We start from the raw sequence: 21,351 nt of genomic DNA on the forward strand, positions 1-21,351 counted from the left end.
AAACTTAAATATCCTTAAACTTGTTCTGGCTGAACTTCCTTGAAAGTTCGCTTACCTAAGTAACTATATACGGTAGGAATGACAAAAAGGGTCAATAACGTTCCGAATGTCATACCGCCAACAATAACCCAGCCAATCTGATGGCGCGATTCAGCACCTGCGCCCATAGCAATTGCTAAAGGTACAGCACCTAATACTGTTGCGCCTGTCGTCATCAGTATAGGGCGTAAACGCAAAGATGCCGCTTCTATGATTGCGCTGCGTAGGTCTCGCCCTTGATCTTGTAGCTGATTTGCAAACTCAACGATCAGAATACCATGTTTAGTGACTAGTCCAACAAGGGTAATCAGACCTATTTGGCTGTATACGCTGAGAGAGCCTCCACTGAAATGTAGCGCAAAAAGTGCACCAAACACCGCAGGTGGAACCGATAGCATAATAATCATCGGATTTTTAAAGCTTTCAAACTGAGCAGCTAGTACTAGGAATACGACAATCAATGCCAGTGCAAATGTCACCTGCATGCTGCTGCTAGACTTCTTGAATTCTCGCGAAGGCCCGGTGTAATCATAGGTTGCCTGTGGCGCGATCTCTTGCAGACTTTGCTCAAGGAAGTTGAGCGCTTCACCTAGGCTGTAACCAGGAGCAAGCTGGGTTTGTATTTTTACCGCCTTCACTTTATCAAAGTGATTAAGTTCACGTGGTGCAACGCTTTCACGTAGTTCTACAAGGTTTGAGAACTGAACCATTTCGCCGTTTTGATTACGCATGTATAGATCGGTTAGGTCGCTTGGGTCACGGCGCTGTTGATCATCAACCTTTACGATAACTTCGTACTGTTCACCGGCGCGTTTAAAGCGAGTTACTTCGCGGCCAGCCATGTAACTTTCTAGGGTTCGACCCAGATCAGCGACATCGACGGACATCTCAGATAACTTATCGCGTTTCACATCGATCTGGAATTCCGGCTTATTCAGCTTAAGGTCGGAATCCGGTTGGGCAAAGCCTTTATTACTGTGGATTTTCGCCATTAACTGATCGGTGATCACTTTCAGGTCGTCATAAGTACCATTGGTTTTAACGATAAATTCGACCGGGCGTGAAATAAAGCTTTGACCCAAAGACGGTAAGTTGAGAGAGAAACTCATAATACCTGGAATACCGCCATAGAGCTTTGGTGTTTGCTCTTGGCCAATCGCTTGCTGTTTACGATCACGATCTTCCCAGCGTTCTAAACCTTGGAATACCATAGCATTGGTTTCAGATGGGAAACCGACCACCGCAAAATAGCGAACTGTTTCTGGGGTTTGGCTGATCGTTGCTTCGATTTGGCGTGTGTAACGATCAATATAATCGACGGATGCACCATCTGGAGCGATAGCAAAGTTCAGAATCGTGCCTCTATCTTCATAAGGTGCCAGTTCCTGAGGTAACTGGGTATAAAAGTAAGCTGCGCCACCAAAACTCGCCGCCATAATGACGATTGCGAGTAGGCGAGAGCTTAGCAGTTTATTTAGCAATGCCTGATAGCGATTGGTAATGCTTTGAAGGAAGCTTTCTATCAGATTAAAAATCGCACTGTGTCGCGTTTCATGTTTTAGCAATCTCGACGACATCATCGGCGATAGGGTCAAAGCCACAAAGGTTGAAACAACCACCGCGCCGGCAAGTGTCAGGGCGAATTCTGTAAATAACTTGCCTGTTCGCCCTTCAGAAAAGGCAACAGGTGCAAATACGGCAACCAGCACCACTGTTGTTGCTAACACTGCGAAACCGATCTCTTTTGCACCCTTAAAGGCCGCTTGAATAGGCGTTTCACCCGCTTCAACATGTCGATAGATGTTTTCCAGCATTACGATGGCATCATCCACAACCAAACCGATCGCTAAGACCAGTGCGAGTAGGGTCAATGTATTAATACTGAAATCCATCCAGTACATCATCGCAAATGCACCCACCAACGAGAGTGGGATAGTAACCACCGGAATCAGGGTTGCTCGGATATTGCGAAGGAAGAAAAATAGTACCAGAACAACCAAAATACCCGCTTGGATCAGCGTGGTATATACCGATTGAATGGACTCATCGATAAAGATCGAGGAGTCATAAGCCACCTCTACATTCATCCCTTCTGGCAATGTCGGACGGAGTTTGTCTAATTTGTCGCGAATACCTGAAGATACATCTAGAGGATTTGCTGTGGATTGTTTTACCACACCCAGCGCAACCGCACTTTCTCCTTTATAACGGGTGATACGTCTAACGTTTTCCGGTGCGATTTCAACCCGTGCTACATCTTGAATTCGAACAGGGTAGCCATTTTCATTACGAATAATTAGCTGTTTAAAGGCTTCTATATCGTTAACGTCTGTTCTTGCAAGTAGAGTGAACTCACGTTCTTTACTTTCGATACGACCCGCAGGAATCTCAATGTTTTGACGGCTAAGTGTTTCTTCGATATCTCTAGGAATAACCTTGAATGCAGCCATGCGAGCAGGATTTAGCCAAATACGCATCGCATATTTTCGTTCACCGAAGATCATGACATTAGCTACACCTGAGACGGTTTGTAGCTGATCTTTTACCTGCTGATCGGCGATATCTGATACTTCCATGATGTTATGGCGATCAGAGTTGAAGGCAAGCCAGATAATAGGTTGGGCATCGGCTTCTGTCTTCGCAACTACCGGTGGGTCAACATCATCTGGTAGTTGGCCAATTACGCGACTTACGCGATCTCGAACATCCGCAGCGGCAGAATCAGGATCGCGATCGATTTTGAAAGTGATACTAATCTGCGAATTTTCTGTTCGGCTAATCGAGTTCATAAAGTCGATCCCCTCAATACCGGAGAGGGAGTCTTCTATGATTTGAGTAACCTGGGTTTCGATAATCGATGCACTTGCGCCGGGGTAGGTAGTTTCAACCGTAATTACCGGTAGATCGATTTTTGGGTACTCTCGAACGGTTAATCGATCATAAGCAAGTAGACCTACCAGTAGGACCAGTATGCTCATTACCGTCGCTAGTACGGGGCGTTTAATACTGATTTCAGACAGAATCATAATTATTTATCCTGTCCTGCTGTTTTATTTTCTTGAGCCTGTGCTTCTTCTTGGGCCGGTTCAGCTTTAGCTGGCTGTGTGCCATCGGTAAAGATCGGTGTCACAGGCATGCCCGGGAACAGTTTAATTTGCCCAGCAGTAATCAAAACTGAACCTTCTTCAAGGCCAGCTGTGATTTGCACAATACCCGGGCGGCGTTGTCCCAAAGTAACTGGAGCCATCGCCACTTTACCTTCTTGAACGGTCATCACGAAAAAGCCGCCATCTTTTGGAATGATGGCTTGCTCAGGGATTACCACGGTTGTTTGTTGGTCAACTAGTAGGTCTACTTGCGCAAAAAGGCCTGGACGTAATTTGCCTTCATTATTTGGAATTTGCGCACGTACCTGAATATTGTGAGCGCTGCTGTCAGAGCTTGGGGAAACCGCGTATACCTCGCCTGCGATTTGTTCACCCGGTAAGGCATCGACTTTGATGTTAAGTTGACGGCCTGGTTGTAGCTCGGACAGATAAATCTCAGGCACACGGAAATCTAACTTCATTGTGCTTAAATCAGTAAGCTCGACCAGGTCTTCACCCTGATTGACATAATCGCCAGGGCTTACCAAACGCAAGCCGGTAAAACCGGTAAAGGGAGCGTTTAAGGTCATTTTATCTAAACGCGCTTGCGCTAAGGCTTCCTGAGCTTGGTCGACACGAAGTTGGGCTAAGCTGCTGTCACGTTCTTGTACCGAACCCACTTTTTTCTTCAACAGGCTACGAGCACGGTCATAATCTGTTCGGCTTAACTGGACACGTGCTTGTGCCTCTTTTAGTTCAGCTACATAGATGGAGCTATCTAGCTTAAATAGCGGGGTTCCTTGTTCTACTTGCTGACCCTCTCTAAATAGAATCTTTTCTATACGACCGCCTTGTTCAGGGCGAAGCATAATAGATTCATTGGCTTGGAGTGTTCCAATGGCAGAGATCTTCTTATCCAGTGTTTGAGTTTTGACTGTCACTACCTCAGCAGGCATACCCTGAGCGTTGACTTGAAAAGCAGCCACACAAAGCATAAATACAGCCAGATAATTTTTCTTAAACATAGAAAGTCCGATCTTAGTCTTTAGAAGTAGGGAAAGCCTATTCTAAAGATCTGTTTTCAGTTAACAATGTAATAATGTGTAAAGAATTGAAAAGTAAAATTCGAGATTCGTGATGTATAGCGTTCAATTGCGTTTGATTGCTTTTAGCGCGTATGATCCTGAGCAAGCTAAACAGATTTAATTGGTGTTGCTAAATGATCTCACTCGAGTTTTTAATCACCTCTCTTATCGTAGTACTTATTCCCGGAACAGGTGTTTTATACACTGTGGCTACCGGGTTATTTATAGGTAAACGTGCAAGCTTGTTTGCGGCATTAGGATGTACGATCGGTATTGTGCCATCGCTTTTAGCAAGTATTTTAGGATTGGCAGCAATCTTTCATGCTAGCGCTATTGCCTTTCAGATCGTTAAGTTTGTTGGCGTAGCCTATCTTCTGTATTTGGCTTGGTCGATGTGGCGTTCATCGTCATCTCTTGCATTAGATCAGAAAGAGAAAGAAGCTAAATATAGTGTTATTGCTATAAAAGGTTTTTTAATCAATATCTTAAATCCTAAGCTGTCGATCTTCTTTCTCGCCTTTTTACCACAATTTGTCTCACCTGAAGTTGGTTCGCCACTGATGAGCATGTTTGTGCTGGGTCTTATCTTTATGCTGATGACCTTTGCGGTTTTTGTGATTTATGGCTTTTTGGCAGGGCGCTTTAGCGAATTTGTTGTGGGCTCTGAAACAATCAGCCAGATGATGCAAAAGTTATTTGCAGGGAGCTTTGCTCTTTTAGGGGTTAAATTGGCGTTTAGTGATAGGGGCTAACCGCTTTTAATTAAGCGTTCAGCTGATTTAAGCAGCGAGCGCTTAGGATATATTTATATCACTTATAGTTAAATGTTGAGTGATAAGAGTTGTTTGGTTTAAACAGCTCGCTGTATTTCTGATGATCATTATCCAAGCTCTTTTTCTTCTCAAGGCAGCTTATTATTCTCCATCATAAGCTCTGAAAAGATTTCCCCCGTACTGTTGAAATCATAATTAAGCGTGACTTTGCATAGGCCTTCTAGACTGCAAAGTCATGTAAATACTAAAAGGCCATATATGGATGCTCTTATGCGTTCTGCATTTAGCTAGCATTAACCCTACAAATTTAACTTATTGAGGATTTGTTTATTTTTAACTTGAACAAGTGTTCAATAGTGGTTATTGTTTTGGATGTGAACAGTTGTTCAAATATGGCTGGCTTGATCTGTTTTTGTGGGGAAGGCGTTCTTGCATAGGCTAAATCGATTAGTAAATGGAGAAATGATGAGTAAATTCAAATTACACACGATGGAATCGGCCCCTCAAGGGACTAAAGCACTGTTTGAAAACTCGTTGAAGAATTTTGGCATGATTCCAAATTTACATGCCGTGTTAGGTGAAGAGCCAGTTGTACTGGAAGCCTATCAGCAGTTACATACCTTATTTCAACAAACAGACTTCAATGCAGCTGAGCTAACGGTAGTTTGGCAGACGATTAATGTCGAACACGGCTGTGAGTATTGTGTGCCAGCACATAGCTTGATTGCAGACATGATGAAAGTGGATCCCGCTGTCAATGAGGCGTTAAGAAACAAAACAGCTCTACCTACACAAAAGTTGCAAGTATTGCATGACACAACTTTGGCTATTGTTCGTGAGCGAGGACGTATCTCTGATGAGCAGCTTGATGCTTTCTTCTCGGCAGGTTATGAACAGAAGCATCTGCTTGGAATAATTCTGGGATTGTCGCAAAAGGTAATGAGTAACTATGTAAATTACATAGCTCAGACTCCTTTGGATGAGAAATTCCAAACTTACGCCTAGCTACTAATAAAAAAGGCGAGCACTATTAAGTGTTCGCCTTTTCAGTAAATGGGGAATTAGTTAGATTGTGTAGATCTAAACTGTAGCCCGAAGAAAACGGCTGCTGTTGCTGCCAACAGTGCAGAAAATGCCATTAAGCCTTCTGCCATAGTGATACCGAACAGTAGCTCAGGGGTATAGCCGCAAGGTTCCCAAGGAGCAAAAACCGATGGGATCCATTGATCAAGTGCAAACCAGTTAGGCAAACCGCTGTCCATACTGCAGCTATCCACTATCCAGTTGCGCTCTACTGCTAGGGTCTTCCATGAGCGTTCTACGAGACCGATTCCGACAACGAGTGTTAGCAAGTGGCTTAGTTTACTCAGGCATCCATGTTTACGTGTAAACAGACCGAATATTGCTACGATAATCAGAGCGAAAAGCCAGATGCGAATATGGATACATAAGACGCAAGGGTAGTAGTCCAAAGCGTATTGATAATAGAGGGCTACTGCCTCCATGCTGATGCCGATGAAAATTAAGCTTAACCAGAAAAAAGCAGAACGGCTAAGGCAAGTTAATTTGTCCAACATTAACGAGTCTCCCAAACAGTGAACAAATATCTGAGTCACTTAAGATGATAAGGTTCAAGTTCTTACTAAGAAAAGTACAGATATCAATATATTTTCATTAGGCAGAAAAAAACCGAGCGCAGAGGCTCGGTTTTTTAGATCAAAAATTCGTTTAAGCTTCTAGTGCTTTACGGATACGACCCAATGCGTCTTCTAGCACTTCCATGCTAGTTGCGAAAGATAGGCGCATATTACCCGGCGCACCAAATGCAGAACCTGGTACCAGAGCAACGCCCGCTTCGTTTAGAAGGAACTCAGCCAATTCGATATCGTTAGCAAAACGATCATCGTTATCGATCACTTCTTGGAAGCTTGGGAATGCATAGAACGTGCCATCAGCAGGGATGCAGCTAACACCGTTGATGCTGTTTAGTGTGTTAACAACATATTCGTGGCGTGCTTTAAATGCTACAACCATCTCTGCTACGCACTCTTGAGAGCCTTCAAGTGCTGCTTGTGCTGCAACTTGTGCAATCGAAGTCGGGTTAGACGTGCTCTGTGATTGGATCTTCTTCATTGCGCCAATCAATGCAAGCGGGCCAGCTGCATAGCCGATACGCCAACCTGTCATAGAGTATGCTTTGGATACACCATTTAGAACGATTGTACGCTCGTAAAGCTCTGGGCATGCGTTAAGGATGTTTACGAATGGCTCATCGTTAAAACGGATGTGCTCATACATATCATCAGTCGCAACCAGTACTTGCGGGTGTTTAAGTAGTACTTCAGCTAGCGCTTTCAATTCGTCCAGTGTGTAAGCAACACCTGTAGGGTTTGAAGGGCTGTTTAGTACGACTAAACGTGTCTTATCTGTAATTGCAGCTTCTAGTTGCTCAGCAGTCATCTTGAAGCGCTGTTCCTGAGTTGTAGTAACAATCACAGGGACAGCATCCGCCATTTTTACCATGTCTGGGTAAGATACCCAGTACGGAGCTGGTACGATGACTTCATCACCTGCATTTAGCAGGGCTAAAGATAGGTTAAAGAAGCTTTGCTTACCGCCACAAGAAACAAGAATCTGGTTAGCAGCATATTCAAGACCGTTATCGTTCTTGAATTTGTTAATAATGGCTGTCTTTAATGCCGGTGTACCATCTACAGCGGTGTATTTTGTGAAACCTTCATTCAACGCCTGGATGGCAGCCTGTTTGATATGATCCGGAGTATCAAAATCGGGCTCGCCAGCGCCCAGGCCAATAATGTTCTTACCTGCCGCGCGCAGTTCAGCTGCACGGTTAGTAACCGCCAGCGTTGGAGAAGGTTTGATGTTGTTGACGCGGTCTGAAAGTTGAACGTTCAAGCCTAAGTTCCTCGATAAGAATATCTGCATTGCAGATACCGACATTAATCAGCAGAAATCCCGCTTTAAATATTGTGTTAGCTAGGAGTTTCCAAACCCGCATATGATACAGCAAACAATAGCCCGCATGAATCCTGTTTGAGCGAAAAAATACCTTTTCAGATCAATAAATTGATTAAAGGAAACTTTTTTCTCTTAAGAGCGGTCTTTTTAATACGTATTTATGCAAGTAAAAGTAGCAGCTGCTGAGATATAATGCTCAGCTTTGCTCGAAATTGGGTCGCAGAATGAAAGAACGATTTAAAGTCCACTCGAAGTTTACGCCCGCAGGCGATCAGCCGCAGGCCATTAAAGAGTTAGTTGATGGCATTGATATTGGTTTAGCCTCACAAACTCTTTTGGGTGTAACGGGCTCAGGTAAAACGTTCACTATTGCGAATGTGATTGCTCAAGTTCAGCGTCCTACTATTATCATGGCCCATAACAAAACCTTGGCTGCCCAGTTATACGGGGAGTTTAAGGAGTTCTTTCCGGATAATTCGGTTGAGTATTTCGTCTCTTATTACGATTACTACCAGCCAGAAGCCTATGTGCCTTCTTCTGATACCTTCATCGAGAAAGATGCATCGATAAATGACCATATCGAGCAGATGCGTCTGTCCGCAACTAAAGCGTTGTTGGAGAGAGATGATGCCATCATTGTTGCAACGGTTTCTGCGATTTATGGTTTGGGTGACCCAAAATCATATCTAGGCATGATGCTGCATGTGGATCGCGGTGAAATTATCGATCAACGTGCCATTCTGCGTCGCCTAGCAGAGCTGCAATACACACGTAATGATGTTGAACTTCACCGTGGTAATTATCGAGTACGTGGTGATGTTATTGATATTTTTCCTGCAGAATCGGAGAAAGAAGCGGTTCGCATTGAGTTATTCGATGAAGAGATCGAAGAGATTAGTTACTTCGATCCGTTAACAGGCGAAGTTTTACGCCGTGTTCCACGCGCTACCATCTATCCAAAGAGCCATTATGTTACGCCTCGAGAAACGCTTTTGGCAGCTGTGGATAAGATTAAAGATGAGCTTCGTGAGCGTCTTGAGCAGTTACGTGAGAATAATAAGTTAGTTGAAGCTCAGCGTTTAGAACAGCGCACTCTCTATGATATGGAGATGATCATGGAGTTGGGTTATTGCTCTGGTATCGAAAACTACTCCCGTTACCTTTCTGGGCGTGAGCCTGGGGCTGCGCCGCCGACCTTGTTTGATTACCTGCCAGATAATGCCTTGCTGGTTTTGGATGAATCTCATGTAACAGTCCCACAGATTGGCGCAATGTATCGTGGTGACCGCTCACGTAAAGAAACGTTGGTGGAGTTTGGCTTCCGTCTTCCTTCTGCATTGGACAATCGACCGATGAAGTTTGAAGAGTGGGAACGCGAGTCTCCGCAGATGATTTTTGTCTCAGCGACACCAAGTAAGTATGAGGCAGAAAATCAGCAGCAGGTGGTGGAACAGGTAGTTCGACCAACAGGCCTAGTCGATCCTGTCGTAGAAGTCCGTCCAGCATCAACTCAAGTAGATGATCTTCTGTCTGAAATACGGTTAACGGTCGCTAAGAAAGAGCGTGTAGTCGTTACCGTGTTAACCAAACGCATGGCTGAAGATCTTACAGAGTACCTAGATGAACATGGTGTTCGGGTACGTTATCTGCATTCGGATATAGATACGGTTGAACGTGTCGAAATTATCCGTGACCTCCGTATAGGAGAGTTTGATGTACTTGTCGGCATTAACTTGCTTCGGGAAGGGATAGATATGCCAGAGGTCTCTCTGGTTGCTATTTTGGATGCGGATAAAGAGGGTTTCTTGCGTTCAGAAACATCGATGATTCAGACAATTGGCCGCGCCGCGCGTAATGTTAACGGCAGGGCTATTCTGTATGCCGATAAGATTACTGGTTCGATGCAGCGATCAATGGATGAAACTGAGCGTCGCCGTCAAAAGCAGATAACCTTTAACGAAGAAAACGGTATTGTTCCGCAAAGTATCAGTAAATCCGTTGCTGATATTATGGAAGGGGCGAGTACTGTGCCTGGTCGTAAAGCTTCTCGTACAGCTAAGAAAGTCGCGGAGCAGGCTGCTGAGTATCAAGTGGATGATGCTGCACAGTTATCACCAAAAGAGCTCTCTAAAGCGATAACTAAGATCGAAGATAAAATGTATGAGGCGGCGAAGAACCTCGAATTTGAGTTGGCTGCTAAGTATAGAGACGAGTTGCAAACACTGAAACAACACACTTTTGTTAATTAAACTTGATGCAGGATTGAAGTTTTATCATTTGGATAAAGCTTGGCTACACTGATTACTAAACCGACAGCTGGTTGGTAAAACAAGCTATTAGTTTATAAATGGAGTTAGGTTGATGATTAAGTGGCTGCTGCCAATCGTTGTTGCTGTTGTTTTTTCGCCAAGTGCAATGTCTGCAGGCAAAGCAGGGCACGTACTGTTAAGTGTGGGTAACAATACCGCTCAGCTTCCGAAGAGCGATGTTAGGCAGTTGAAGCGGAAATCTGAAATTTACTCTCTTGATAGTATTGCTACTGGACCTAAAGGTCGCTTACAGATTCGTTTTACGGATGGATCGCGTCTATCCCTTCGCCCTGATACCCTTTTTAATGTTGAAGAATACCGTTTCAGCAAAAGCAAACCAGAAGATGGAAAATCGGTTTATCGCCTTTTAAAAGGAGGTTTGCGAACTTTGACGGGTGCAATTAGCGATAACAACAAAGAGAGTTATGAGGTCCACACGCCGATAGCGACCATAGGCGTGAGAGGAACTCACTACACACTGTTTTATTGTGATAAAACTTGCCAGGAAACAATGCGGGCGCAAATGGGCCTCTATGGATATGTCTTAGAAGGTGAAATCGTTGTAGGTAACAAATCGATTAGGGCTCCCATTCAGATGGGACGCTATTTCTTTCTTGGTGGAGATGGTAGTAACCTGAAAATCCGCCAAACCCCCTTCAAATTGTTTGAATTACTCCAAGATATGGGGCCTGATTTAATGTCAGGAGCAGGAAATAATCAGATTCCAGCATTAAATGCTAATGAAAAGCTAAATTTGAATCTGGATGTTACGCCAAATCAGGGTGGAGCTAATACCCCGTCACCAAATCGCGGTCCAAATACTTACCCTTAATTGATCTATATACTAAATTCCTATGAATAGTGTTGGCATGAGATAGCACTATTCCCAAAACATTGATAATGTTTGAATTTTTATATCCTCTTAAGCTGGGAGAGTGTTAAGAGTGAGTAAGTTACCTAAGTATTTGGCTGCAGGTCTTTACTGCCTTTCCTCATTAGTTATGGCCGACACGGTCATTGATCTGAAAAATTTAGTTGATCAGGGAAAATATGAGCAGGCCTACCAGTTGGCTATATCTAACCTGGAGAGCCTGGAAGGTGATCCAGGGTTTGATATGCAATATGGGGTTGCAGCCATTGATAGTAAGCGTGTAAGTGAAGGTGTTTTTGCGCTTGAACGAGTTATTTTTTTAGAACCTAATAACTCTTTAGCTAAGCTGGAATTAGCGCGAGGTTATTACCTTTTAAATCAGTTTGATAAAGCTAAGCAACTCTTTCTACAAGTTAAAAAAATCAATCCACCTCAGACGGTTGCCAATCGTATTGATCAATACCTCTCCCTGATCGATAAGAAAACTACTGTTCCTCCAACTAAGTTCACAAGCTTTGTCGAAGTTTGGGCAGGGTATGATAGTAATTTGAACGCTGGCCCTGATGATCAAACGAATGTGGTTATATTAAGTAGTGATGCATTAGGTAAGGACGATCAGTTTAATCAGGTTCGTCTAGGGGGCTTTATTGAACATGCTTATAGCTCAGATAATGCTCTTTTATTTGGGGCGCATGCTGATATGCGTTATTACCACACAGAAGATGAGCAGGATTATAAGAATATAACTTTGAGTGGCGGTCATCTTTGGAAAATGGATGACCAACAGTTCCAAATTAATTTCTCATTACAAAAATATCTTTTAGATAGTGAACAATATAGGGATATGTATAGTGTAAATGGCCAATGGAGCAAACAGGTTAGCCGCAATTCAATTGCTAAAATCTTTATTGGCGCTAATTCACTCGTCTACGATGACTCAGATTGGAAAGATGCTTTACAGCTAAATGCAGGCGTTAATTACCTCTATGCTGGAACAGGATCATGGAATCCACTTTATTTTGTGGGTGGCTTTATTGGTAATGAAACACCTGATGAGTCCAATATTCTGTCGGATGGGCAAGTAGATCGAGTTTTTTGGGGTGGCAATGTTGGGGTTCAACTAAGTCCTCTTAAAAGCTTAAAGGTTACGCCTTCAATCACTTACCAAGACAGTGAATATGCAGGTAATGATTGGATTTATGGTGTGAAGCGCCATGATAAATATATGTCAGCTAATCTAAACCTAGAGTGGGTTGTAGGTCCTTCTTGGACAGTGTTGGGGAACTACAGTTTTACAAAATCTGATTCAAATATAGAGCTTTATGAGTATGACCGTCAGCAGGTTATGCTTGGTTTGCGCTATAACTTCCATTGAGGTGATCATTTATGAAGCTCTTTATATTTACCTCTTTATTGCTTGTAGTCAGCAGTTTTTCACACTCTGCTGAGAGTGTTGGCAAAGTAATACTAAGTTTTGGTCAGAATGTGGCGGTTTCCACGGCAGGTGATGAACGTGCTTTAAAACGTCAGGCCGATGTGTTTGCCAATGATCTATTGAAAACCAGTGCTAAAGGGCGGTTACAGATACGTTTTACCGATGGGTCTCGACTGTCATTAAAACCGAATACAGAATTTAAAATTGATGATTACCGCTTTGATGAAGCTAACCCTGAAGATGGTAAGGCGATTTACAAACTGCTAAAAGGTGGTATGCGCACTATATCGGGTAAGATAGGTAAGGTAGATAAAGAAGATTACAAACTGGACGCTGTGGTTGCCACCATCGGTATTCGAGGTACTGACTTCAGTGTGGAAAAAGTAGGGGAGCGGGTTTCAGGCTCTGTAAGCCAAGGCAAGATTAATGTTTCGGCTAAACAAGGTGGAAGTCGTGATATCGCATCGGGCCGCTCTTTTAGCCTAGTTGGTCCTCGTGGCTCTGTTAATGTATTTAAAACTCCAGCAGCAACCGAGACTTCTGAAGAAACTACCGAGTCATCCGAATCGGAAGAGTCCTTGGAAGAAGAGACTGCACAGCAAGAAGAGTCATCTTCAACTGAAACAGACGAAAGTACGACTACTGATGAGTCTTCTTCGCAAGAATCCACATCTGAAACTACTGAGCAAACTTCTGTAAGTGCCGAGAGTGAGGACTCCTCAACAACATTAGATCTAAATACTACAACTACAACGACGAGTGATAGTACTGGTAGCACCGTTCCAGCTTCAGATCCTCAAGCAGAAACTAATAACAACCAAGAGGTTGTATTAGCTTCTCCAAACCCAACGGGTAATGGCGAAGCTGCGTCTATGGGTAGTTTGGTTGCCGTAGCTTTCACCGAAAAAGATCCAGTAAAAGGTTTAAATGGTAGTTCCGGACGAGTCATTGTTGATGGTCAATCAGCTATTACAGTTGATAAAACCATAGGCACAGGAGATGTGGTTACAGGTTTAGTTTATCTAGATTCCAGCAACTCGACGGACAATAACTGTTCTCCTTGTAGTTTTACCAGTCCTTCAACTGCCACCAGCTTGTCAGAGAACAATACTAAAACAATTGGTGGTACTAATGTCACTTGGGGGCGTTGGGGTACAGGTTACACGGTGTTAGAAAATGGTTCTGAGGTTGAAACAGATGGTAGCTTCCAGTTTATGTATGCTGATGGCCTAACACCTGCTGCTAATGTCTTGGCTAAAACAGGTGATTATGTTTATCGTTTGGAGTCTACCGCAGGCGCCTATACCAAACCAGAAATTGAAACAGGTGCTACCGGTTCCTTAAATGATTTCGTTTATGGTGGAGGCACAGGCGGGCATCTCTATAGTGGTACCTATTTTCGTGTGGATTTTGATAGTGAACAGTTGCTAGAGATAGGTATTGAAGCCAATGTCGCTGGTCGTGACTATGCATTGCGTGAAGATGCAAATGCCAATATGAGTTTGAACAATGTGCTGAGCGGTGGAGATGTCAAACTTACAGGGGTTTGTACCGGCGGTGACTGCGGAGCTAGCACAGATATGTCTGGTCGTATGACTATTGATTTTGTTGGTGCGGGTGCCGAGGGTGCAGTGACCAGTTACGGCGCTTCTGGTGAAAATGCTGGAACGGGGACCACAGGGACTATTTCGGGCACGATTCTACTAGAAGCTATGCCATCCCCTTAATAGGGGGTGGTTATTAGAGGTTAATAATATCGCCGTGGTGCAAACGATCGATCTGCCAGCTTGGTAAGATTTGGCGACACTGCTGCATAATCGTATCTTCGAATCCCGGCTTAAGATGGGTAATCATTACCCGAGCGGGATGGCTCAGTAGTTCCAGCTGGCTTGCAAGATGACTTGGTGTCAGATGGCCGCTCAATCGAGCGAGTTCATCAACTTCATCGGTAAAGGATACATCGATGATAAGTAGGTCAGGTTTTTTAGTGTTTAGAATGGGCCAGAGTGCGTTATTGATACCTGTATCACCACTAAAGGCAAATGAGGCTTGGCCGTCTGATACTAAATAACCAACGGTTGGTGATGGGTGCTCGGCAGGGATTACTTCTATGGTTTTACCTTGAAGGGATAGCTGATCACCGACGTTTACCGAATGCAGATTGATGATCGGTTTATTTTCAGGCAAACAGGTGTAATCTGGCCAAATTGTCCAATTAAAGATGTGAGTTTTTAAAGCCTCGACAACCTCTGGAAGCGCATAGATATCGATAGGTGTTTTATGCTGATCATAAATAGTTGCCAGCATTAATGGCAGGCCAATGATATGGTCTAGATGAGCATGGGTGATAACGATATCTTTAATAGCGAGCATCTGATCCATCTTTAAAAGCTCAACACCGGTGCCGGCGTCGATTAACAAGGAATCGTCTACTAAAAAAGTTGTTGTTTTTAAACCATGGCCGATACCGCCACTGCAACCAAGAATTTCGAGCTTCACTTCCCACCTCTGGTGCGGCTATCTTTAATTAGAAAACTATAATACTGACATTATGGTAGTAGAGCATGACAAAAGCGATAGAAAAGGATACACAGCAGTTTTATTCTCGTTTAACTAAAGTGCTGAGTAAGATCCATCAGGCTAAAAGCTTTGAAGAAGCTTACCCTCTGGTCGAAAAGACATTACTCGCTTTGTTTAATGCTCAGCGTATCACCGTATACCAACGAAATCGCTCGAGCAAGGATATTGTTTCTCGTTTTAAAACGGGTGAAGATTTAACCGAAATTCGTGTGCCTATTACTGCGTCATCTATCGCAGGTTTTGTGGCGCTAAGTAAAAAAGCGATAACAATCAAGGATGTACGAGATTCGGATGAGCTGGAAAAAATACATCCATCCTTACGTTTCAATGCTTCCTTTGAAAAGGATATCGAATTTACCAGTCGCTCTATGCTGGTGCTTCCTATTCTTTACCAAGATGTATTACTCGGTGTTATCCAAATAATAAATCGGCAAGATGGAAAATCCTTTTCAGCGATCGATCTAAAAAGGGGGCGGCAATTTGCTGAGCTGCTTGGGCAAAAATTCCGTTATGATTTTGGTTGTACTGAAACACCGTTTGAATACCTTTTAGAGCAGAATCTAATTGAGCGGAAGGTTTTTGATCAGCTTGAGAAGAAAGCTGATGCTAGAACGCCACTCACTCGATTATTAAGGGATAATGCCAGACTAACCAGCCAGCAGGTTGGTCAGTCATTAGAGTGCTTTTATCAAGTCCCTTTTATTGCTTACAACCCAGAAAAGTACTTTCTTCATCCCTTATGTGAAAAGGTAAATAAGGCTTATCTACGTAATAGCAATCTTGTTCTGCTATCTGAACAGAATAGTGACACGGTTCTAATTTTAATTGATGATCCTAATGATACTAAGCGACTGATTGAAATTAAAAATGTCGTAGGCCAAAGAGATGCTCACATATGCGTTGGTTTACTGGATGATATTCATCAGTACCTAGGGGTAGTGTCCGGAGGCGGTCAAAAGGACAGCGCAAATCTCAGCACTATTCTTGATGAGCTAGATGATAGTGCTGAAATGGATATTGACGACACGGTTGCTGAAAACGATGAAGTCTCAGAGGAAGATTCAACCGTTGTTCGCTTGGTTAACCGAGTATTGCTCGATGCGAAGCGCCTGAGAGCATCGGATATTCATATTGAACCGGGCAAAGGCAGAACACCGACCAACGTACGTATGCGTATAGATGGTGTTTGCCAAGATATTATTCAGATACCCGCGACCCATGCTAAAGCCACTGTATCGCGCATCAAGATTATGTCGCGCCTAGATATAGCCGAAAAACGTCTACCTCAAGATGGTAAATTTGCGGTGCGTTTGCAAGGTCACCCATTGGAAGTCCGCGTAGCGACCATTCCTACTGTAAACGGTGAAGGCGTGGTCATGCGTTTGTTGCAAAGTGGTGAACCAGTTGCTTTTGACCAACTTAATTTTGTTAAGCCAATTCAAGATGGCGTCAAAGAGCTACTAGAAAATCCACACGGTATTTTGTTGGTGGTTGGTCCTACAGGTTCAGGTAAAACGACCACTCTGCATGCATTGCTGGCCACCTTAAACACGCCGGAGAAGAAAATCTGGACAGCAGAAGATCCTGTTGAGATTACACAGCCCGGCTTGCAACAAGTGCAGGTTCAACCTAAAACCGGTTTTACCTTCGCAGCAGCGCTACGTGCGTTTTTACGAGCAGATCCCGATATTATTCTTATTGGTGAGATGCGAGATCAGGAAACGGCGCATGCGGCTGTAGAGGCATCGCTGACCGGTCATCTAGTGTTATCAACACTGCATACAAACTCTGCTCCTGAAACCATTACGCGTTTGCTGGATTTAGGCATAGATCCAGTTAGCTTTTCGGATGCACTCTTAGGAGTGTTGGCGCAGCGTTTGGTAAGAACACTCTGCCCAAGTTGTCGTAAGGCTTACAAAGCTTCAAATGATGAGATTGCTTTCTTGCTGCGTCGTTATGGTGAGCAAGCGGGTGAACTTATTATGGGAGATAAGGTTAAGCTCTATAAAGCGGTAGGTTGTGAGGAATGTAATCATACCGGTTATCGAGGGCGTACAGGCATTCACGAACTATTAATATCGACCCCTGAAATGAAAGAAAAAATCTATCAAGGGTCAACAATAGGTGAGATACGTGAACAAGCGATTTCGGATGGTATGCGTAGCTTGTTGCAGGATGGAATTCAGAAAGTGCTTAAGGGCGACATCGATTTTGATCAATTGCGCAGAGTGACGGCAGAATAAACGATGAAACAACGTTGGATACGTACTGTTTTAGGCTTGATACTCACTTTAGTGATGTTGATACCTGTGATTCAGGGCGATCGTCTTGAGCTGTTAGAGCGTTTTGAATATGACCTCTATGACCTGCGCTTAAGGCAGTTTTTATCCGAAGAAAAAGATCCGCGCATTGTAATAGTCGATGTGGATGAGAAAAGCTTGGCAGCGGAGGGGCGCTGGCCTTGGAATCGAGCAAAGTTGGCATTGATGTTGGATCAGCTTTTCGACCAATACGGGGTCGCTATTGTTGGCTTTGATATGGTTTTCTCAGAGGCTGATCAAAGTGTCGATTTATCTGCACTTAAACAACTGGCATCAGAATCGGAAGGGAAAACGCTAGATCAGCTTATAGAAAAATTAAATTCTGACGCAATTTTCTCGAAAGCGATTGCCGATCGTCCTGTCGTATTAGGCTATCTGTTTGACCGAAGTTTGAAAAAATTACAGATAGGCCATCCCGGTAGTCCGGTGATTAGTGATGATGAGCGTTTAGATCGGTTACCCATTCCTGAAGCGAGTGGAATAATCTCCAGCCTTACTGAACTCCATAGCGTCAGTGTTTGGAACGGCTTCTTTGATAACCCGATGGTAGATTCCGATGGTGTGTATCGCCGTGTGCCCGTGATCCAGCGCTATGAAGAGAATTATTATCCCTCTCTGGCCCTTTCAATGCTTTTGGCTTTGTTTGGAGAAGAATCTGTGACGTCGGTTATTGAATCGGATGTCACTGGCAAGCAAGATGCATTAGTAGCTGTGGATGCTGCTGGGGTGCGTATTCCAGTAGATCAACATGGTGCGGTATTAGTACCTTATCGAGGCCCTCAAGGTAGTTTTCCTTATATATCTGCAACCGATGTGATTCGTGGTACGGCCGATGCAGAACAGTTGGAAGGCGCGATCATCCTTGTCGGCACCAGCGCTGCTGGCCTGTTGGATCTACGAGTAACGCCGATGAGTAACCGATACTCGGGTGTCGAAGTTCATGCAAATATTCTGTCGGGCATGCTAGACGAACGCATTCAGCATCAGCCTGATTACACCTTAGGGGTTGAGTTGATTCAGTTGATTGTGAGTGGCTTGTTGCTGTCGTTGATTATTCCTCGAGTTTCGGTTTTAACCTCGACCTTATTCACATTGGTGTGGGTTGCTCTGTTGGTGGGTGCAAATTTATATGCATGGCAACAGATGTTCTGGGTGATCCCATTGGGTTACACCTTAATTCTGGTATCAGTGCTTTATCTTTTTCAGCAAACCACAGGTTACTTTTTCGAAGCGCGTAATATCGCTCAATTGGCAACTCAATTCGGTCAATATATACCGCCAGAAGTAGTGGAGGAATTGAGCGAACAAGATCAAAGCGTACAGTTGAGCGGTGAAAACCGCGAGATGAGTGTGTTCTTCTCGGATGTTCGTGGTTTTACAAGTTTGTCTGAGCAGCTTAACCCACAACAGTTAACCCGTTTGATGAATATTTACCTTACCGGTATGACTCAAATTATCCATGAACAACGTGGGACTGTGGATAAATATATAGGTGATGCGGTGATGGCCTTCTGGGGCGCGCCCCTTAAAGATGAGAACCATGCCCGTAATGCATTAATCTCGGCGATGAAAATGCTGGATGCCTTACCGGAACTAAATAAGCAACTAGAAAAAGAGGGCTTACCGACCGTAGAGGTGGGGATGGGAATTAATAGTGGCCCTATGAATGTGGGTAACATGGGATCGAGTTTCCGTATGGCTTATACCGTGATGGGGGATGCAGTAAACCTTGCCTCAAGGTTGGAAGGGCTGACCAAATATTATGGAACACCACTTTTAGTTAGTGGGGAAGTAGTATCTCTGGTGCCGGAGTATAGTTATCGGAAGTTAGATCGCGTACAGGTGAAAGGTCGTAGTGAGCCTGTAGATATTTATGAGCCCATCTGTTTGCGCGAGGCGTGCACATCTCAACAGCAGTCTAGTATCGAACTCTTTTCTTCAGCGATAGCGGCTTATGTTCAAAAAGAGTGGGCTTTAGCAGAAGAGCGATTTGGGAAATTCCTATTAGATCACCCCGATGACATTATGACGCGAATCTATCTTCACCGTATTGCCGAATTCAAAGATGTTCCGCCAGCTGCTGACTGGCGTGGCGTTTATAGCCACACCAGCAAATAAGCGATTATTTTAAGCCGGGTAGGGATGTTGGATCAAACTCATCGATCTGACGCGGGGTCATATGCGATTGTGCATATTCCAGATAAGTACCGCTTTCGACAAACAGTTTGAACAGATCGGCATCCAGATGATTATCTTCCACCATCCGACCCAAGATAGTCATCGCTTGTGATAGCAGCATGCCTTTCTTGTACGGGCGATCTGGTGAAGTTAGGGCTTCAAAAATATCAGCGATACACATAATCCGCGCACGTGTTGATAGATCTTCTGCTGTGATCCCTCTAGGATAACCGCTGCCATCCATATGCTCATGGTGATTACAGGCAATCTCTGGCACTTCGGATAGTTGTTTGGGATATTTCAGGGATTCCAGCATGTCGATCGACACTTTAATATGATCGCGCATCACTTGGCGTTCGTCATCGGTCAATGTACCTTTACTGATACATAAGTTATCCACTTCATCCTTGGAGAGTAGATGACGTGCGTTGCCTTCACTATCAATCCAGCTAATCTCACTGATACTGACCACACGTGCTTTGTCTTCAGGGGCCATAAATTCAGAGCCAGTATTAGATTTACGAATAAAATCGAAATCGATATCTAGCTGCTGCAGTTGAGCAGTTAGCTTTTGCTCAGCAGATGCATATTCTTCATTTGATAGTTGCATCTGTTGTTGCAGCAACTCAATTTGCAGATGTTGTTTGTATTCTCGAAAACGGGATTCAACCAGATCTATCCGATCAAACATTGTGTGTAGCTTTGTTGCTTTATCAATGATGTATTCAGGCGTGGTAATCTTGCCGCAATCGTGAAGCCATGCTGCGATCCGCAACTCGTACATCTCTAGGTCATTAAAGCTAAGATCAGCAAACGTTCCATCAGTTGCGTTGTTAACTGCTGAAGCAATTAACATGGCTATTTCTGGTACTTGTTCACAATGCTTACCTGTCACAGGCGATTTGTGGTCGATTGCACGGCCAATTAATTTAATGAATGATTCGAATAACATTCGTTGAGCATCAATTAAGCGGCGTTTCGTTAATACTGCTGCTGCAAGCGATGCTAAAGATTCAACCAAATGCTGTTGGGTATCTGGGAAGGCAATAATGTTGCCCTCGTTATCCATAGCATTAAGTAACTGCAATACACCGATTATTTCCCCTTCATGGTCTTGTAAAGGCACACATAAAAAGGATTTTGAACGGTAATTTAGTTGTTTATCGAACTTACGAGTACCTGAAAAATCATAGTCGTCGCAGTCATATACATCGGGGATGTTGATGGTTTCCCTCTGAACGAAGGTTTGAACCACAACCAGTTTGGAGGCTTGTTGTTGAGCATTGTGGATCTCTACAGCAGGGAGGTCGCGAGGCTTTTGATGAATGCCTAAAGAACGGTTATGAAGAACAGAAAATTTTAGTTCGTTTTCATTCTCTTCATTGAGTGTATATAGCGTTCCCCCATCCGCATTGGTTAGGTACATACACCCCAAAATAATACGATCTAACAGTTTTGAGTGATCTTTCTCAGATGTTAAAGCGCCTGTTAGATCGGCTAATTGTTTAACGACTTCCTGAGTGTCTAGGTAACTCATAGAGGTTCCAATATAAAATCCAAAATGCATCTAAATGGTTTTAGAATGCGACATAGTGTTAAAAGATTGGTTATCTATTTGATCATCTTAGCACTAAATAGAAGTAAGACCTTTCATTAAGAACAGTAAATTACTTTTAAATCAGTCCAATAGTGACT

At 43.7% G+C, this 21,351-nt stretch carries 14 protein-coding genes; 8 read left to right on the plus strand and 6 right to left on the minus strand.

The window, feature by feature from the left end; all coding sequences use genetic code 11:
- Positions 1-14: 14 nt before the first annotated feature.
- Positions 15-3,065 carry an efflux RND transporter permease subunit gene (locus tag ACMXYU_RS04560; protein WP_415900411.1) on the minus strand — a complete coding sequence of 1,017 codons (3,051 nt, stop codon included), beginning with the start codon at positions 3,063-3,065 and terminating at the stop codon, positions 15-17.
- Between the two features lie 2 nt (positions 3,066-3,067).
- Positions 3,068-4,150 carry an efflux RND transporter periplasmic adaptor subunit gene (locus ACMXYU_RS04565; protein WP_415900412.1) on the minus strand — a complete coding sequence of 361 codons (1,083 nt, stop codon included), beginning with the start codon at positions 4,148-4,150 and terminating at the stop codon, positions 3,068-3,070.
- Positions 4,151-4,344: 194 nt separating this feature from the next.
- Between ACMXYU_RS04565 and ACMXYU_RS04570 the strand changes: the two genes are divergently transcribed.
- Positions 4,345-4,962, plus strand: a complete 618-nt coding sequence (locus tag ACMXYU_RS04570; RefSeq protein WP_415900413.1) for a LysE family translocator — start codon at positions 4,345-4,347, stop codon at positions 4,960-4,962.
- A gap of 486 nt (positions 4,963-5,448) precedes the next feature.
- On the plus strand, positions 5,449-5,988 hold the full coding sequence (locus tag ACMXYU_RS04575) for a carboxymuconolactone decarboxylase family protein (protein WP_415900414.1): 540 nt from the start codon (positions 5,449-5,451) through the stop codon (positions 5,986-5,988).
- 56 nt (positions 5,989-6,044) lie between these two features.
- On the opposite strand, the gene ACMXYU_RS04580 is transcribed toward ACMXYU_RS04575, so the two are convergent.
- Positions 6,045-6,560, minus strand: coding sequence for a disulfide bond formation protein B (locus tag ACMXYU_RS04580; RefSeq protein ID WP_415900415.1), 516 nt, complete (start codon positions 6,558-6,560; stop codon positions 6,045-6,047).
- Between the two features lie 151 nt (positions 6,561-6,711).
- Positions 6,712-7,899: a pyridoxal phosphate-dependent aminotransferase gene (locus ACMXYU_RS04585; protein WP_415900416.1), complete on the minus strand. Its 1,188-nt coding sequence runs from the start codon at positions 7,897-7,899 to the stop codon at positions 6,712-6,714.
- A 287-nt stretch (positions 7,900-8,186) separates the two neighbouring features.
- Between ACMXYU_RS04585 and uvrB the strand changes: the two genes are divergently transcribed.
- The 4 genes from uvrB (at position 8,187) to ACMXYU_RS04605 (ending at position 14,304) form a co-directional block, all read left to right on the plus strand.
- Positions 8,187-10,211: an excinuclease ABC subunit UvrB gene (gene uvrB / locus ACMXYU_RS04590; RefSeq protein ID WP_415900417.1), complete on the plus strand. Its 2,025-nt coding sequence runs from the start codon at positions 8,187-8,189 to the stop codon at positions 10,209-10,211.
- Positions 10,212-10,323: 112 nt separating this feature from the next.
- Positions 10,324-11,103 (plus strand): FecR domain-containing protein, encoded by a 780-nt coding sequence (locus tag ACMXYU_RS04595; RefSeq protein WP_415900418.1) that lies wholly within the window; start codon positions 10,324-10,326, stop codon positions 11,101-11,103.
- A gap of 112 nt (positions 11,104-11,215) precedes the next feature.
- Entirely contained in the window at positions 11,216-12,517 is a 1,302-nt protein-coding gene (locus ACMXYU_RS04600; RefSeq protein ID WP_415900419.1) for a surface lipoprotein assembly modifier, read from the plus strand.
- 11 nt (positions 12,518-12,528) lie between these two features.
- Positions 12,529-14,304: a FecR domain-containing protein gene (locus ACMXYU_RS04605; RefSeq protein ID WP_415900420.1), complete on the plus strand. Its 1,776-nt coding sequence runs from the start codon at positions 12,529-12,531 to the stop codon at positions 14,302-14,304.
- Between the two features lie 13 nt (positions 14,305-14,317).
- Here the strand turns inward: ACMXYU_RS04605 and ACMXYU_RS04610 are convergent, their stop codons facing one another.
- Positions 14,318-15,076, minus strand: coding sequence for an MBL fold metallo-hydrolase (locus ACMXYU_RS04610; RefSeq protein ID WP_415900421.1), 759 nt, complete (start codon positions 15,074-15,076; stop codon positions 14,318-14,320).
- A 65-nt stretch (positions 15,077-15,141) separates the two neighbouring features.
- Here ACMXYU_RS04610 and ACMXYU_RS04615 point away from each other — a divergent pair, with 65 nt between their 5' ends.
- Entirely contained in the window at positions 15,142-17,400 is a 2,259-nt protein-coding gene (locus ACMXYU_RS04615; protein ID WP_415900422.1) for a GspE/PulE family protein, read from the plus strand.
- A 3-nt stretch (positions 17,401-17,403) separates the two neighbouring features.
- Positions 17,404-19,596 (plus strand): CHASE2 domain-containing protein, encoded by a 2,193-nt coding sequence (locus ACMXYU_RS04620; protein WP_415900423.1) that lies wholly within the window; start codon positions 17,404-17,406, stop codon positions 19,594-19,596.
- 4 nt (positions 19,597-19,600) lie between these two features.
- On the opposite strand, the gene ACMXYU_RS04625 is transcribed toward ACMXYU_RS04620, so the two are convergent.
- Entirely contained in the window at positions 19,601-21,193 is a 1,593-nt protein-coding gene (locus ACMXYU_RS04625) for an HD domain-containing phosphohydrolase (protein WP_415900424.1), read from the minus strand.
- Positions 21,194-21,351 lie beyond the last annotated feature (158 nt).

The organism is Neptuniibacter sp. QD48_11, from assembly GCF_047778095.1.
GTDB lineage: Bacteria > Pseudomonadota > Gammaproteobacteria > Pseudomonadales > Balneatricaceae > Neptuniibacter.

What these genes read in the sequence shown, in the direction of transcription:
- ACMXYU_RS04595 (WP_415900418.1), top strand. Translation starts at nt 10,324, where the DNA reads ATGATTAAGTGGCTGCTGCCAATCGTTGTTGCTGTTGTTTTTTCGCCA.
- ACMXYU_RS04605 (WP_415900420.1), top strand. Translation starts at nt 12,529, where the DNA reads ATGAAGCTCTTTATATTTACCTCTTTATTGCTTGTAGTCAGCAGTTTT.
- ACMXYU_RS04620 (WP_415900423.1), top strand. Translation starts at nt 17,404, where the DNA reads ATGAAACAACGTTGGATACGTACTGTTTTAGGCTTGATACTCACTTTA.
- ACMXYU_RS04615 (WP_415900422.1), top strand. Translation starts at nt 15,142, where the DNA reads ATGACAAAAGCGATAGAAAAGGATACACAGCAGTTTTATTCTCGTTTA.
- uvrB (WP_415900417.1), top strand. Translation starts at nt 8,187, where the DNA reads ATGAAAGAACGATTTAAAGTCCACTCGAAGTTTACGCCCGCAGGCGAT.
- ACMXYU_RS04580 (WP_415900415.1), bottom strand. Translation starts at nt 6,560, where the DNA reads ATGTTGGACAAATTAACTTGCCTTAGCCGTTCTGCTTTTTTCTGGTTA.
- ACMXYU_RS04570 (WP_415900413.1), top strand. Translation starts at nt 4,345, where the DNA reads ATGATCTCACTCGAGTTTTTAATCACCTCTCTTATCGTAGTACTTATT.
- ACMXYU_RS04560 (WP_415900411.1), bottom strand. Translation starts at nt 3,065, where the DNA reads ATGATTCTGTCTGAAATCAGTATTAAACGCCCCGTACTAGCGACGGTA.
- ACMXYU_RS04565 (WP_415900412.1), bottom strand. Translation starts at nt 4,150, where the DNA reads ATGTTTAAGAAAAATTATCTGGCTGTATTTATGCTTTGTGTGGCTGCT.
- ACMXYU_RS04575 (WP_415900414.1), top strand. Translation starts at nt 5,449, where the DNA reads ATGAGTAAATTCAAATTACACACGATGGAATCGGCCCCTCAAGGGACT.
- ACMXYU_RS04625 (WP_415900424.1), bottom strand. Translation starts at nt 21,193, where the DNA reads ATGAGTTACCTAGACACTCAGGAAGTCGTTAAACAATTAGCCGATCTA.